This is a genomic window from Pseudoxanthomonas gei (assembly GCF_010119615.1).
Taxonomy (GTDB): domain Bacteria; phylum Pseudomonadota; class Gammaproteobacteria; order Xanthomonadales; family Xanthomonadaceae; genus Pseudoxanthomonas_A; species Pseudoxanthomonas_A gei.
In genome coordinates this window covers 417,486-432,339 of sequence record NZ_QOVG01000001.1, presented here as the reverse complement: position 1 = coordinate 432,339, position 14,854 = coordinate 417,486, and the positions used below count along the sequence as shown (strand labels likewise).

Genomic DNA, 14,854 nt, shown 5'->3' with positions numbered 1-14,854 from the left:
AGTTGCGCACTCCATGAAACCCATTCGCCTCGACGGACAGTCGCTGACCCGCGACCAGCTGGTGGAAATCGCCTTTGGAGCCAGTGTCGGTCTCGATGCGGATGCGCTGAAGGCGGTGGCCCGCGCCGCTGATTTCCTGGCCGAGCAGGTACGCCGCGAAGAACCCATCTATGGCGTTTCCACCGGCTTCGGCAGTAATGCCGACAAGCTGCTGGGCGCGCATCCGCTGCGCGACGAATTGCCCGGCGCAGTGAAGTCGGGTCGTTCCTTGCACGAGGAGCTTCAGCACAACCTGATCATCACGCACGCAGTCTGCGTGGGTGAGCCCATGTCAGCCGAAGTGGTGCGCGCGATGCTGGGCATCCGCATCAACACCCTGTTGCGCGGCCATTCCGGCATCCGCGTGCAGACGCTGGAATCGATGGCCGCGATGCTCAACGCCGGTATCGTGCCGGTGGTGCCCGAGCTGGGTTCGGTCGGCGCCTCGGGAGACCTGGCGCCGCTGTCGCACCTGGCACTGGTGTTGCTGGGCGGTGGCGAAGCGTTCTTCCAGGGCGAACGAATGCCTGGTGCGCGGGCGCTGGAGCTTGCGGGCCTCACCCCGGTCAGGCTTTCCTACAAGGAAGGGCTGGCGCTCAACAACGGCACCGCACAGATGCTGGCCATGGGCGTGTTGTCGCTGCACAGGCTGGATGCATTGCTGGACACGGCCGACTTGGCCGCGGCGATGACGATCGACGCGTTCGCAGGCCGCCTCGGCGCTTTCGCCGAGGAAGTGCATGCGCTGCGCCCGCATCCAGGCCAGGTGCACGTGGCCGGCAGGTTGCGCGCCCTGCTGTCGGGATCGACGCTGGCCGATATTCCCTATCACCTGGTGCCGAAGTTCCGCCAATGGCTGCCGCAGAGCTGGGACACGGCCGAATCGCAGGCGCTGCGGTTCGATATCGGCTGGGACTGGGTGCCCAGCGACCAGCGCCATGGCCGTGAAAAATTCTACAACCGCTTCCGTCCGTTCCGCGGCGGCAAGAAGCACCAGCCACAGGACAGCTATTCACTGCGCTGCATCCCGCAGGTGCACGGCGCGGTGCGCGACGCGGTCGCCCAGGCCAAGCGCGTGCTCGAGATCGAGCTGAACTCGGTCACCGACAATCCGCTGGTGTTCCCCGACAAGCCCGATGCCGCCCACGTGGAGGAGCAGGTGATCTCGGCCGGCCATTTCCATGGCATGCCACTGGCCCTGGCGATGAGCTACGTGAAAGCCTCGATCCCGGTGCTGGCTTCGATCAGCGAGCGCCGGCTCAACAAGCTGGTCGATCCGGCCACCAACGACGGGTTGCCCGCCTTCCTGATCGGCAACGAGGATGGAACCGAGTCCGGCCACATGATCGTGCAGTACACCGCCGCCGCGATCGTCAACGATCTGGTCAGCCGCGCCAATCCGGCTTCGGTGTACTCGATCCCGACCAGTGCCAACGCCGAAGACCACGTGTCGATGGGCGCCAACGAAGCACGCCAGGTGCTGGCGATGACCCGGGACCTGGGCAAGGTGCTGGCGCTGGAGTTGTACAGCGCGGCGCAGGCGCTGGACCTGCGCATGGACATGATCAATGCGGCGCGCGATCTTTCCACGCGCGCGGACGCGGCCGGTTTCGCGATCAAAGTGCAGGGCGGCACGCCGGCAGCGGATTCCGCGTTCCTGGATGAGGTCGAAGGCCTGCGTGCGGAGCTTGCGGGATCGGGGGAATTCCACCCCGGGCGCGCCGTTGCCGCCGCACATGCGGCCCTGCGCGGGGAAATTCCTTTCCTGGAGCGTGACCGGGCAATGGACGGCGAAGTCGCCACGGCCGTCAGGCTGGTCGAATCCGGCACGCTGCTGGATGCCGCGCGGCGTGCGCTTTCCGCGCATTGATGCGCCAGGTCATGGAGATGCTGCGCCAGCTGCGATCGCCGCGCGCAGCATCCGCACGGCATCAATGGCCAGTTTGAAAACGGCCGCGGCTTGCGCGGCCCTACAAAAAAGGCAGCAGCTCAGCGATTCGGCTGTTCGCTGCCGGCTTCGACGGCAGCCCAGACCCGCAGCAGGTTGCCGCCCAGGAATTTCTTCAGGTCGTCGTCCTTGTACCCGCGGGCCTGCAGGCCTGCGATGAGGTTGGGGTAGTCGGCGACGCTGTGAAGGCCTGCGGGCAGGTTTCCGGAGACCCCGTCGAAGTCCGATCCCAGTCCCACATGGTCGATGCCGATGAGCTTGGCGGCGTAGTCGACCTGGTCGAGCACGGCCTCGATCGGCGTGGCCGGCGCAGGATGGGTGCGTTTCCATTCCTTGTCGAAGGCATCCTTGTCTTCAAGCGGCTTGCCTGCGGCGCGCGCGGCGGCATTGCGCTCGTCGATCGCGGCTTCGGCGCTGAAGTAGGCCTGCAGGTCATCGGCGGCCTTGCGATTGACGAATCCGATCCCGAAGGTGATCTGGACCACGCCGCCCCTGGCTGCAATCGCCTTGGCCAGTTCGTCGCTGAGGTTGCGCTCGAAGCCCGGGGTGAAGTGGCGGAAACCGGAATGGCTGGCGATGACCGGCACGCTGCTGAGCTCGACCGCCTGTTTCACTGCCGCATCGGACAGGTGCGAGACATCCACCATGATGCCGAGCCGGTTCATTTCGGCGACGACCTGCTTGCCGAACGGACTCAGGCCCTGCCATTGGCGGTTGCGGTCGTAGGACGAGTCGCTGATGCGGTTGCTGGCGCTGTGGGCCAGGGTGATGTAGCGCACTCCGCGCGCATGGAATTTCGCCAGTTGCGCCAGGTCGTCGCCCAGCGGGGCGCCATTCTCCATGCCCAATGCCAGCAGTACGTGGTTGTCCGCACGCAGGCGCTCGACATCGCCGGGCGAGGCGAGCAGGGCGAACTTGCCGGGATGCCGGCCCACCATCGCCTCGACCGCATCGATCTGCCTGTGCGCGATGGCGCGCGCGGTTCCCAGCTGGTCTTCCTGGGGCGAGGTGTAGATGGACATGAAAGCCACGTCCAAGCCCCCCTGCCTTGCGCGCGGGTAGTCGAATTCGCGGTTTGGCGTCAGCTCGCCCAGGTCCTGCCATTCGGCCAGCAACTCGGTAGGCGCATCGATATGGGTGTCGACGATCACCGCATCCTGTGCCAGTCGGGTCGCTGCCGTTGTTGCAGGGGCGGCGGCAAGCGCGTTTTCCATCACCAGCAATAGTGCGAGGGCAGCGACGTGGCGAACTGGCATTGTTGTCGTTCCTGGACAGGGAACCGCGATGCTAGCGCTGAAGCAGGGTGGGGGATAGGGCGACTGCAGCTACTACAGTGTGCGCACGCAATCGCGGCCCTCGGCCTTGGCCGCATACAGTGCCTGGTCGGCGACCTGCAGCGCCGATTCGATGCTGTCCCGGGCGGTGATATCCACCGAATGCACGCCAATGCTGGCAGAGACGGGGATGACCAGGTTGCCGCTTATGCACGGCCGCCGGTTCAGGCCCTGCCGTAATTCCTCCGCCACCGCGCTGGCCCGGGCCAGGTCCATGTCGGGCAGGGCGGCGATGAACTCCTCCCCGCCAAAACGGGCCAGCAACGCCCCATGCGGCGCCAGCAATTCGGCCATGGTGTTTGAGGTCCAGCGCAGGCAGTCGTCGCCCACCAGATGGCCATGGGTGTCGTTGATCTTCTTGAAATGGTCCAGGTCGATCATCAGCAGCGAGATCGGGCGGTTGCTGGTGCGCGCCTCCGACAGCAGGTGTTCGAAAGCCTCGCGGAAATGGGTGCGGTTGTACAGTTCTGTCAGGCCGTCATAGCGGCTGGATTCGCTCAGTCGATGGTGCGCATCCTCCAGTTGAACCAGCGCATTGCGCAGCTCGAAAGTCCGCTGTTCCACCTTGGTCTCCAGCTGGTCGCGGGCCTCGCGCACGATGCGCTCGTTCTCGTTGCGCAACGCGGCGTAGCGGTAGCCCAGCGCGATGGAGAGCAGCAGCATTTCCAGCGCGGACCCCAATTGCACCCCGTATTCGGTGATGAAATTCTTCGGTACCAGGTTGAAGGCAATGGCCGAGAACATGCCGGTACCCAGCAGGAACAGGAACCAGGCCAGAAGGAACAGCCTGGCCGGTTTGTAGCCGCGCCGCAGCACCACCAGGGTTTCCACCAGGATCCAGCAGATGCTCGGGAACACCGCGGCCGAAGCCAGTGGCGTCACCTTGCGGTAGGGCAGCAGGATCGCGGCAACGAACAGCAACAGGAAGAACGCGATGATTCCCACGGCCACGCGGTCCCCGAATCGCCATCGCTGTTTCAGTTCCAGGAAGTTGCGGGCAAACTGCTGCATGCCGACCAGGGCCAGGCAGATGGACAGCGGGACCATGTGGTCGGCAAGCCACGACGAGTCGGGCCACACGTATTCAAAGCCCAGTCCATTGAGGGTGAACAGCACCACCCCGAACGCGGTGATGTGGAACAGATACCAGAAATAGCTGGCGTCGCGCAGGGTCAGCCACAACACCAGGTTGTAGGTGAAGAGCGCCAGCAGGATGCCGTAGTACAGGCCGATGGCGAACTGGGCATCGCGTGATTGCTCGATGAAGGCGGTGGGCGCATACAGCCGCAGCGGGACCTGCATCGAGCTTTCGCTTTGCACGCGAACCAGCAGGTTCACAGCCTGCCCCCGTGGCACATCGATCCAGAAATTGGGTTGCCGGTAACGGATGTTGCGCTGGCTGAAGGGCAGGTGGTCGCCGCCGGCCGAATGGACCACGTGGCCGTCTGCGTATGTGGCGTAAACGTCGATGCGATCGCTGAGTGCGTATTCCTGCACCAGCAGCCACCTGTCATCGGGACTGTCGCGGTTGATCACCTGGGCATGGAACCAGAAGGCGCCATCCTGGAAACCGAAGGAAGGGTTCTGGTCGGGCAGCGGCTTGAACGCACCCTCCGCCAGCTTGAGCCGGGTAGCGGCCAGGTCGTCCGTGCCGGAGACGTCATGGTAATAACTGGTGTGCGGCGCGAGAGGATGCTGCGACGAAGCGGCCGTGACTTCCAGTGGCGCCTGCGCGCTGGCATTGAATGTGATGGCCGCCATCAAGGCCAGCCAGCAGACCACCCCTTGGCTCCGCCAATTGCGCATTCAAACCCCTTTGCGGGCCGCGCATGCGCGGCCCCGGTCCCTGTTCGGCCGCTGCAGTCTACTCCGCCCCTGACCGTGCGCCATACCCGCACTTTGGAGTGCTTCGAGCCACGGGTCAACGCACTACGCGGCTCGATGACGGGGGCAGTCAATCCGCTGCTTGACGCAGCGCGGCATTTGCGTAATCATGTATTAACGCATTAATACATTGATACGACCGGAACATGAAGCGACGCCCCGCTCCTGATGAACACACCGCCTCGGCCGCGCTGCAGGCCCTGTCGCGGGCCCTGGCTGCGCTGGCCCGGCCGGAGGATGTCCGTGCTTTCCTGCAGGACCTCTGTACTCCAGCCGAACTCGAAGCCATGTCCGATCGCTGGCGCGTGGTTCCGCTGCTGCTGAAAGGCGTGCCCTACCGGGAAATCCATGACCTCACCGAGGTCAGCGTCACCACCATCGGGCGTGTTGCCCGCACCCTGGAAAGCGGCACCGGCGGTTACAGCACCGCCTTGCGCCGCCAGCAGTCCCGTTCCAGCACCGCTTCCCACTGAGCCATCCAGCATGAGTCCACCAGTTGCCACCGCGACGCGCGACCGTTTGCGCATCGCCATCCAGAAAAGCGGCCGCCTCGCCGAGCCCGCGCGTGCCCTGCTGTCGGCCTGTGGCCTGAGCTGGCGCGAGAGCCGCGACAAGCTGTTCTGCTATGGCGAATCGCTGCCGGTGGACCTGCTGCTGGTGCGCGACGACGATATCCCCGGGCTGATCGCCGATGGGGTTTGCGATTTCGGCGTGGTCGGGCGCAACGAACTCAACGAGCAGGCCGCGGCACGGGCGAGCCTGGGCCTGCCGGTCGCCTACCGGGAAATGCATGCCCTGGGATTCGGTGGCTGTCGCCTGATGCTGGCCATACCGGAAACCTGGGAGTGGCAAGGTCCCGCGCAGCTGGAAGGCATGCGCATCGCCACCAGCTACCCGGCCATCCTGGCCGCCTGGCTGGAGCAGCAGGGCGTGCGCGCCAGTGTGGTGGAGCTTTCCGGCTCGGTCGAGATCGCTCCCAAGCTGGGCACCGCCGACCTGATCTGCGATCTGGTTTCCAGTGGCGCCACCTTGCTGGCCAACCAGCTGAAGCCAGTGGAGACGCTGCTGGAAAGCGAAGCGGTGCTGGCCGGTCCGGCCCGCGAGCTGGAGGACCAGCGCGCCGACCTGGCCGCCATGCTGCTGCGGCGCATGGACGGGGTGCTGCGACTCAAAGACAGCAAGCTGTTGATGTTCCGCGCCGACCGTGAGGCGGTCGAAGGCCTGCTGCGCCTGCTGCCCGATGCAGATGCGCCGACGTACCTGAGCTCCGATCTGGCCGGGCTGCAGTCGCTGCAGACCATGTGCCACGGCCTGGTGACCTGGCAGCGGCTGGAGGAACTGGAGCGCGCCGGCGCCCAGGGCCTGATGGTGCTTTCGGTGGAGAGGTCGCTGGCATGAACCGGCTGCAGTGGTCCAGCCTTGATCAGGTCGCCAGGCGTGACGCATTGCGGCGCCCCGTACAGGACGTGGCTGCTGCGACGCGCGAGGCGGTGGCGGCGCTGCTCGCCGACGTGCGCCAACGCGGCGATGTCGCGCTCCGCGAAATCACCGCGCGCTTCGACCAGGTGGCTCTGGAAACGTTCGAAGTAAGCGAGGCCGAATTCGCGCTTGCCGAAACCCGGGTCGATCCCGCGTTGAAGGACGCCATGGCGGAGGCAGCGGCGCGCATCACTGCCTTCCACCGCGCCGGCATGACCCAGCCCTATGCGGTAGAGACCGCGCCCGGCGTGGTCTGCGAACGCATGATCAGGCCGATCCGCAGGGTAGGGCTGTACGTGCCGGCCGGCACGGCCCCGCTGCCTTCGACCGCGTTGATGCTGGGTATCCCTGCGCAACTTGCCCAATGCAACGAGGTGGTGATGTGCACGCCGCCACGCCGGGACGGCAGCGCCGACCCTGCGGTGCTGGTTGCCGCGCGCCTGACCGGTGTCTCCCGCGTGCTCAAGCTCGGTGGCGCCCAGGCAATCGCCGCGATGGCCTTCGGCACCGAAACCATCGGCAAGTGCGACAAGTTGTTCGGGCCGGGCAACAGCTATGTCACCGAAGCCAAGCAGCAGGTCGCGCGCAGTGGCAGCGTGGCCATCGACATGCCGGCCGGTCCGTCGGAGGTGCTGGTGATCGCCGATGCCGGCGCCAATGCCGCCTTCGTCGCCGCCGACCTGTTGTCGCAGGCCGAGCATGGGCCCGATTCGCAGGTGCTGCTGATTTCCGATGACGCCACCTTGCTGGCCAATGTCGAAGCCGAGATCGAAACGCAACTTGCGTCTCTGTCGCGGGCTGACACGGCGCGCCAGGCGCTGTCTGGCTCTCGCCTGATCCTGGTCGATTCGCTGGCGCAGGCCTTCGCCATCAGCAACGACTACGCGCCCGAGCACCTGATCCTGGCGCTGCGTGATCCGCGTGCCTGGCTGCACCAGGTGCAGGTGGCCGGCTCGGTGTTCCTGGGCGACTTCACGCCCGAGGCCCTGGGCGATTACTGCAGCGGCACCAACCACGTGCTGCCCACCAATGGGGCCGCGGCCGCCTACAGCGGCGTCAGCGTGGCCAGCTTCCAGAATTTCGTCAGCGTGCAATCGGCCAGCCGCGACGGCATCGGTGCCATTGGCGCCTGCGCGGTCACCCTGGCGCGCGCGGAAGGGCTGGATGCGCACGCCAATGCGGTGGTGCTGCGGCTGGAGGCAGTGGCATGAGCGGCCTGCTGGAGCTGGTGCGCGAAGACCTGCGGGATTTCGGCGGCTACAAGTCCGCGCGCACTGAATCGCTGCAGGGCGAAGTCTGGTTGAACGCCAACGAATCGGCCTGGGCCAATCCGGCCGACGTGCGGGGCACCTGCCGTCGCTATCCGGAACCGCAGCCCACCTCACTGCGCGCGGCGCTGTCAGCACTGTACGGCTGTGACGAATCCCAACTGCTGATCGGCCGCGGCAGCGACGAGGCCATCGACCTGCTGGTGCGCGCGCTGTGCAATCCGGGCCGGGACGCGGTGGTCGTCACCCCGCCGGTGTTCGGCATGTATGCGGTATCGGCACGCTTGCAGGGTGCACCGGTGATAGAAGTGCCGCTACGGGATGGTGCGGAAGGTTTCGCGGCGGACCTGGATGCCATCGCCCAGGCTGCGCTCGCCGCGAAGGCAAAGCTGGTCTTCCTCTGTTCGCCGTCCAATCCGGTCGGCAGCGCCATCGGGCTCGATGGCATCGCCGCTCTGGCCACGCGGCTGCTGGGAACGGCGCTGGTGGTGGTAGATGAAGCCTACGGCGAATTTTCCGACCTGGCTTCGGCCTCGACACTTCAAGCACGTCACGCCAACGTGGCAGTCCTGCGCACGCTTTCCAAGGCCCATGCCCTGGCCGCGGCCCGCATTGGTGTGCTGATCGCGGATGCGGCGCTGATCGGGGTCCTGCGACGCTGCCAGGCGCCGTATCCGGTACCCACGCCTTGTGCAGAGATTGCACTCGCCGGGCTCGCGCGCGAGTCACAACTCGAGACTGGCTGTCGCGTCGCTCTGGTGCGGTCCGAACGAGCGCGGCTGCACGCTGCACTGGCGGCCATGCCCGGCGTTCTCCGGGTCTATGGCTCGCAGGGCAATTACCTGCTGGTCCGTTTCCACGATGCCGAAACCGCCTTCCGCTCGCTGCTGGCGGCAGGGGTGGTCGTTCGCGACCAGCGCGCCGCCCCGCAGCTGGGCAATGCGCTGCGGATTACCATCGGATCGCCGGAGCAGAATGACCGCATGCTCTCCGCCCTGCGCCCGCAGGAGGCCGCCGCATGACCCCGATACTCTTCGTAGACCGCGACGGCACCCTGATCGAGGAACCGGCCGACTTCCAGATCGACGCCTACGAGAAGATCCGCTTCGTCAAGGACGTGATCCCGGCGATGCTGAAGCTGCGCGACGCCGGCTACCAGTTCGTGATCGTCACCAACCAGGACGGCCTGGGCAGCGAGAGCTACCCGCGCGCCTCTTTTGACGGTCCCAATGACCTGATGCTGCAGATCTTCGCCAGCCAGGGCATCGTCTTTCGCGAGGTCCTTGTGGATTGCAGCTGGCCGCAGGACAACGCGCCCACGCGCAAGCCAGGCATCGGCCTGATGCTGCCCTACCTGCAGGACCGCAGCATCGACTGGTCGCGTTCGGCCATGGTCGGCGACCGCATCACCGACATCACCTTTGCCGAGAACCTGCGCATCCGCGGCTTCCAGCTCAGGACCGAACAGTTCGGCGGCGAGTGGGACTGGAACTCGATTGCCCATGAACTGGCCGATGCGCCGCGCCGCGCCGTCGTGGAAAGGAATACGAAGGAAACCAGGATCCGGGTGGAAGTCGACCTGGACCGCATCGCCGAGCCGGCCGTCCACACCGGCCTGCCGTTCTTCGACCACATGCTGGAGCAGATCGGCAAGCATGGCGGCTTCGCCCTGGACGTCCGCACCGACGGCGACCTGCACATCGACGAGCACCACACCGTCGAAGACACCGGGCTTGCGCTCGGACAGGCGTTGAAACAAGCCCTGGGCGACAAGCGCGGCATCGGCCGGTACGGCTTTACCCTGCCCATGGATGAAACCCTGGCCAGTGCGGCACTGGATTTCAGCGGCAGGCCGTACTTCGTTTTTTCGGGCGAATTCAGGCGCGAACGCGTCGGCGACCTGCCGACCGAACTGGTGCCGCACTTCTTCCGCTCGGTCTGCGATGCCTCGGGGCTCAACCTCAACCTGCAGGTGCAGGGCGACAACGACCACCACAAGGTCGAAGCCTGCTTCAAGTCGTTCGCGCGCGCGCTGCGCCAGGCGATCCGGCGCGAAGGCGCGGAGCTGCCCAGCACCAAGGGCACGCTCTGATGCAGGTGGCACTGGTCGATGCGGGTGGGGCCAACCTGGGCTCGGTGCTGTTCGCGTTGCAGCGCCTGGGCGTGGAAGCCACGGTCACTGGCGATGCACGCATCATTCAAGAGGCCGATCGGGTGATCCTGCCCGGCGTCAGCACTGCCGGCATGGTCATGGGCAGGCTGCGTGAACTCGACCTGGTCGAAACGCTGCGCACGCTGGAGAAGCCGCTGCTCGGCGTCTGCGTGGGCATGCAGCTGTTGTACGAGCGTTCGGAGGAAGGCGACGTGGAATGCCTGGGACTGCTGGCAGGCCAGGTCACCAAGCTGCCCGGCGATGCCGCGATCCGGATTCCGCACATGGGCTGGAACACTTTGCGGCCCTTGCAAGCGACTTCGCTGGTGGACGGCATCGAAGCAGGCGACCACGCTTATTTCGTGCACAGCTATGCCGCGCCGGTGACCGCCGACTGCGTGCTGTCGTGCGAACACGGCGCCACGTTCGCCGCCGTGGCGCAGCGTGGCCGGGTCGCCGGCGCGCAGTTCCACCCCGAGCGTTCCTCTGTGGTCGGCGCCCGCCTGTTGAAGAATTTCCTGGAGCATGGACTGGCATGAACGAATTCACGGTCTATCCGGCCATCGATGTGCGCGAAGGGCGCGTGGTCCGGCTTGCGCAGGGCGACTACGCGCGAGAGACCGTCTACGGACACGATCCCCTCGACATCGCCCGGCTTTACGCCGCCCGCGGCGCGACCTGGCTGCATCTGGTCGACCTGGATGCGGCGAAGGCGGGCGGCTATACCTTGGCGCCGCTGCTGCGCGACATCCATGCCTTCACCGGCCTGAAGGTGCAGACCGGCGGCGGCGTGCGCGCACGCGAAGACATCCAGCGCATCCTCGAGGCGGGGGCGTCGCGCGTGGTGGTGGGCTCGCTGGCGGTGCAGCAACCCGAACGGGTGCTGGAGTGGATCGGCGAGTTTGGCGCCGGGCACATCACCGTGGCCCTGGATGCACGCCAGGACGAGAGCGGCGCGTGGCGGCTTCCCGTCCACGGCTGGACCGAAACGGCAGCGGCCACGCTGGACGAACTGGCGGTGCGTTTCGCGCAGGGCGGCCTGGCCCACCTGCTGAGCACCGACATCGCCCGCGACGGCATGCTGACCGGCCCCAACGGCGCGCTGTACGCGCATTTGCGCAGCCTGGCGCCCGCATTGCAGGTTCAGGCTTCCGGCGGCGTGCGCGATGTCGCCGACGTCGCCGCGGCCAGGGCCCAAGGTTGCGCCGGCATCGTGCTGGGCCGCGCCCTGCTGGAAGGCAAGATCGACCTGGAAGCGGCGCTGGCATGTTGAGTCGACGCCTCATTCCCTGCCTGGATGTGCGCGACGGCCGCGTGGTCAAGGGCGTGCGCTTCCGCGACCACGTCGACATGGGTGACATCGCTGAACTCGCACTGCGCTACCGCGACCAGGGCGCCGACGAACTGGTCTTCTACGATATCGGTGCCAGCCCCGAAGGCCGTTCCGTGGATCACGCCTGGGTGCGCCGCGTGTCCTCGCTGCTCGACATCCCGTTCTGCGTGGCCGGCGGCATCCGTGACGTGGAAACCGCACGCGCAGTGCTGCACGCCGGCGCGGACAAGATCTCGGTCAACAGCCCCGCGCTGGAGCGGCCGGCGCTGGTCTCCGAGCTGGCAGATGCCTTCGGCGTGCAGTGCATCGTGGTCGGCATCGATTCGGTGCGCGAAGCCGACGGTGAATGGCGCGTGCGCAGCAACACCGGCGATCCTTCGAAGACGAAGGCGCTGGGCGTGCGCACGCTGGACTGGATCGTCGAGGCGCAGCGACTGGGAGCGGGCGAGATCGTGCTCAACTGCATGGACAGCGATGGTGTGCGCCGGGGTTACGACATCGAGCAGCTGCAGGCAGCGCGCACGCTATGCCAGGTACCTCTGGTCGCCTCCGGTGGCGCGGGCGAGGCGGCGCATTTCGCCCAGGTGTTCCAGCAGGCCGACGTCGATGGCGCGCTGGCGGCCAGCGTCTTCCACAGCGGCGCGATCGCCATTCCCGAATTGAAGCGCACCCTGCGTGCGCAAGGCCTGGAGGTGCGAGATGGCGCCTGAACCGGATTCGCTGGACTGGGTAAAAGGCAATGGCCTGCTGCCGGTGGTCGTGCAGGACGCCGGCAACCTGCGCGTGCTGATGCTGGGCTACATGAATGCCGAGGCGCTGGCTGCCACCCGCTCCAGCGGCTTCGTCACTTTCTACAGCCGCAGCAAGCAGAGGTTGTGGAAGAAAGGGGAAAGCTCCGGGCATGTGCTGGAAGTCGTTTCGATCCAGGCCGATTGCGACAACGACACGCTGCTGGTGCTGGCCCGGCCGCACGGCCCCACGTGCCACCTGCAGCGCGCCAGCTGTTTCCCCGATGCGCCCGCCAATTTCCTGGCCGATCTTGACGCCCTGGTGGCACAGCGCGAACGCGAACGTCCGCCGGGCAGTTATACGACGACGCTGTTCGAAGACGGGATCCGCCGCATCGCCCAGAAAGTGGGTGAGGAAGGGGTGGAGACCGCACTGGCCGGCGTGGTCCAGGACGATGCCGCACTGCTCGGTGAATCAGCCGACCTGGTCTTCCACCTGCTGGTCCTGCTGCGCGCGCGTGGCTTGTCGTTGGGTGAGATGACGCAAGTGCTGCAGCAGCGGCATTCGGGCTGAGCGCACGCGCCGTCAGTCGCTTGAAGCGGCTTCGATGCCGAACGGAGCAAGGAAAAGGATGCGGCACAAGTACATCACCTCTCCCTCCGGATCGAAGCCGCATCAAGCGGCTGAGGGTCGGCGCGCAGCGGCGGGTGAGGGTACGGAGAAATCGCTATGTCTGCACATGAGGCATGCGTCCAAGTTCGCAAAGGCCGCTTCTTGCTTCTTTCACGGCACTCTGAGGCAGAGTCTCCGCTGTACCCTCACACCCCAAGGGTGCTTCCTTCGCTGCGTCCGTCGCTACGCGCCACCTTCTCCCGATGGGAGAAGGGAAAAGGGCCACCTCTCCCAACGGGAGAGGTCGACGCGCAGCGGCGGGTGAGGGTACGGCGGAGATGCCATGTCCGCACATAAGGCATACGCCCAGATTCGAGATGACAACACCCGACATCACGTCGATTCGCGATAATCCCTGCACGTCCCTCAAGGAATCGCCATGTCCCGCCTGCTGCTTGCAGTCCTGTTTTCGACGGCCGCCGTGTCCGCGCAGGCACTGCCGCCTCCTTGCAACTCCGGCCTTGTCTGGGCCGACAGCAATGGCAACAGGGTGGTGGACCGGGGTGAGAAGCCGCTTGCAGGTATCAAGGTGTCCGATGGTGTCGAGCTGGTGCGGACCGATGGCGACGGCCGTTACCTGATGCCGGTGGTGGATGGCCGAACGGTGTTCGTCATCAAGCCGCCGGGCTACGACCTGCCGCAACGCGGCGATGGATTGCCGGACTTCTGGACCCACATCCGCATCGCGCCCGGGCCGATCCTGAAATACGGCGGCATCCCTGCGTCGTTTCCCAGCTGCAGGAACTTCGGCCTGGTTCCCCGCAAGCAACAGGCTGGGCATGGCAAAACGCTGGAGATCCTGGTGTTCTCCGACACCCAGGCCAAGAGCACCACAGACATCGACTACTACCGGCGCGACATCGTCGGGCCGCTGGCTGGCAAGCGCAACGCACGCTTTGGCATCACCCTCGGCGATGTCGTCAACGACGACCTGTCGCTCTATCCGGCACTGAACCAGGTGACCCGCCTGCTGCAGCTGCCGTGGCTGCACGTGGCCGGCAACCACGACCTGGATTTCGACGCCGCGCGCGACGAGGATTCGCTGCTCACTTTCCGCAACAGCTACGGACCCGATACGTTCGCCTGGGAAGAACCGCAGGCGGTGTTCATCGGCCTGGACGACGTGGTCTACCAGCCCGGGCAGAAGCCCACGTATGTCGGCGGCCTGCGCGAGGACCAGTTCGCCTTCCTCCAGACCTACCTGCCGACCGTGCCCAGGGACCGGCTGCTGGTGCTCGGCGTGCACATCCCGCTGTTCGATGCGAAGCCGGGCGTGGAGACCTTTCGCCACGCCGATCGCGCGCGCCTGTTCAAGCTGTTGCAGGAATTCCCGAACGTGCTGTTGCTCAGCGGGCATGGCCACACCCAGCAACACGTCTACCACGGGGGCGACAGCGGTTGGCACGGCACCAAGCCGCTGCACGAATACAACGTCGGCGCCGTTTGCGGGGCGTTCTGGTCGGGCGCCAAGGACGCGGCCGGCATTCCCGACGCCGGCATGAGCGACGGTACCCCGAACGGTTACGCCAGTCTTTCGGTGCGGCCCGGCGGTTCCTATTCGCTGGCCTGGCATCCTGCGCGCGATGCGGAGGAAACGCTGGCGCTGTACGCACCGAAAGTATTGCGGCAGGGCGCCTATCCGGCCTGGGGCGTGTATGCCAACGTGTTCATGGGACAGGCTGACACGCGCGTGGAATACCGGGTCGATGCGGCGGACTGGAGACCGATGGCCCGCGTGCACCAGCCCGACCCACGCCTGCTGGCGGAAAACCTCAGGGATGACCAGGCCGAAAACCTGCGCGGCTATGACCGGTCACCGGAAGCAACGGTTTCGACGCATCTGTGGCGCGGCGCCTTGCCGACCGATCTCGCCGTTGGTGGCCATGAGATAGAAGTGCGGTTCTTCGATCAACAGGGTGGCGTGCAGTCCGCACGTACCCGTTACCGGCTGGAAACAGCTCCGCCCTGACTGGAGGCCAACCGGAATCGCATATGCTTTGAGGGCCATTCTCGAGG

Annotated in this window: 13 protein-coding genes; 11 read left to right on the top strand and 2 right to left on the bottom strand. The window is 66.1% G+C overall.

Features of this window, described 5'->3' with window-relative positions:
• The first annotated feature begins 13 nt into the window (after positions 1 to 13).
• Entirely contained in the window at positions 14 to 1,909 is a 1,896-nt protein-coding gene (locus DT603_RS01940) for an HAL/PAL/TAL family ammonia-lyase (protein ID WP_162348153.1), read from the top strand.
• Positions 1,910 to 2,028: 119 nt separating this feature from the next.
• On the opposite strand, the gene DT603_RS01935 is transcribed toward DT603_RS01940, so the two are convergent.
• Together DT603_RS01935 and DT603_RS01930 are read right to left on the bottom strand one after the other, a co-directional pair.
• On the bottom strand, positions 2,029 to 3,243 hold the full coding sequence (locus DT603_RS01935; RefSeq protein ID WP_162348152.1) for a dipeptidase: 1,215 nt from the start codon (positions 3,241 to 3,243) through the stop codon (positions 2,029 to 2,031).
• Positions 3,244 to 3,315: 72 nt separating this feature from the next.
• On the bottom strand, positions 3,316 to 5,082 hold the full coding sequence (locus DT603_RS01930) for a sensor domain-containing diguanylate cyclase (protein ID WP_162348151.1): 1,767 nt from the start codon (positions 5,080 to 5,082) through the stop codon (positions 3,316 to 3,318).
• A 269-nt stretch (positions 5,083 to 5,351) separates the two neighbouring features.
• Between DT603_RS01930 and DT603_RS01925 the strand changes: the two genes are divergently transcribed.
• The 10 genes from DT603_RS01925 to DT603_RS01880 all read left to right on the top strand — a co-directional run bounded on the left by DT603_RS01925 (position 5,352) and on the right by DT603_RS01880 (position 14,807).
• Positions 5,352 to 5,678 carry a YerC/YecD family TrpR-related protein gene (locus DT603_RS01925; RefSeq protein ID WP_162348150.1) on the top strand — a complete coding sequence of 109 codons (327 nt, stop codon included), beginning with the start codon at positions 5,352 to 5,354 and terminating at the stop codon, positions 5,676 to 5,678.
• Between the two features lie 10 nt (positions 5,679 to 5,688).
• The gene (hisG, locus tag DT603_RS01920) at positions 5,689 to 6,603 is read left to right on the top strand and encodes an ATP phosphoribosyltransferase (RefSeq protein ID WP_162348149.1); all 915 of its coding nucleotides are present in this window, start codon (positions 5,689 to 5,691) and stop codon (positions 6,601 to 6,603) included.
• On the top strand, positions 6,600 to 7,895 hold the full coding sequence (gene hisD / locus DT603_RS01915) for a histidinol dehydrogenase (RefSeq protein ID WP_162348148.1): 1,296 nt from the start codon (positions 6,600 to 6,602) through the stop codon (positions 7,893 to 7,895). The genes hisG and hisD overlap by 4 nt, the downstream gene beginning before the upstream one ends.
• Positions 7,892 to 8,974, top strand: a complete 1,083-nt coding sequence (hisC, locus tag DT603_RS01910; protein WP_162348147.1) for a histidinol-phosphate transaminase — start codon at positions 7,892 to 7,894, stop codon at positions 8,972 to 8,974. The genes hisD and hisC overlap by 4 nt, the downstream gene beginning before the upstream one ends.
• Positions 8,971 to 10,044, top strand: coding sequence for a bifunctional histidinol-phosphatase/imidazoleglycerol-phosphate dehydratase HisB (gene hisB / locus DT603_RS01905; RefSeq protein ID WP_162348146.1), 1,074 nt, complete (start codon positions 8,971 to 8,973; stop codon positions 10,042 to 10,044). The genes hisC and hisB overlap by 4 nt, the downstream gene beginning before the upstream one ends.
• Positions 10,041 to 10,643, top strand: a complete 603-nt coding sequence (hisH, locus tag DT603_RS01900; RefSeq protein ID WP_162348351.1) for an imidazole glycerol phosphate synthase subunit HisH — start codon at positions 10,041 to 10,043, stop codon at positions 10,641 to 10,643. The genes hisB and hisH overlap by 4 nt, the downstream gene beginning before the upstream one ends.
• Positions 10,640 to 11,377 (top strand): 1-(5-phosphoribosyl)-5-[(5-phosphoribosylamino)methylideneamino]imidazole-4-carboxamide isomerase, encoded by a 738-nt coding sequence (hisA, locus tag DT603_RS01895; protein ID WP_162348145.1) that lies wholly within the window; start codon positions 10,640 to 10,642, stop codon positions 11,375 to 11,377. Before hisH ends, hisA begins: the two co-directional genes overlap by 4 nt.
• Positions 11,371 to 12,147 (top strand): imidazole glycerol phosphate synthase subunit HisF, encoded by a 777-nt coding sequence (gene hisF, locus DT603_RS01890; protein WP_162348144.1) that lies wholly within the window; start codon positions 11,371 to 11,373, stop codon positions 12,145 to 12,147. The genes hisA and hisF overlap by 7 nt, the downstream gene beginning before the upstream one ends.
• Positions 12,137 to 12,739 carry a bifunctional phosphoribosyl-AMP cyclohydrolase/phosphoribosyl-ATP diphosphatase HisIE gene (gene hisIE, locus DT603_RS01885; RefSeq protein WP_162348143.1) on the top strand — a complete coding sequence of 201 codons (603 nt, stop codon included), beginning with the start codon at positions 12,137 to 12,139 and terminating at the stop codon, positions 12,737 to 12,739. Before hisF ends, hisIE begins: the two co-directional genes overlap by 11 nt.
• Before the next feature lie 478 nt (positions 12,740 to 13,217).
• Positions 13,218 to 14,807, top strand: a complete 1,590-nt coding sequence (locus DT603_RS01880; RefSeq protein ID WP_162348142.1) for a calcineurin-like phosphoesterase C-terminal domain-containing protein — start codon at positions 13,218 to 13,220, stop codon at positions 14,805 to 14,807.
• The last annotated feature ends 47 nt before the right edge of the window (positions 14,808 to 14,854 follow it).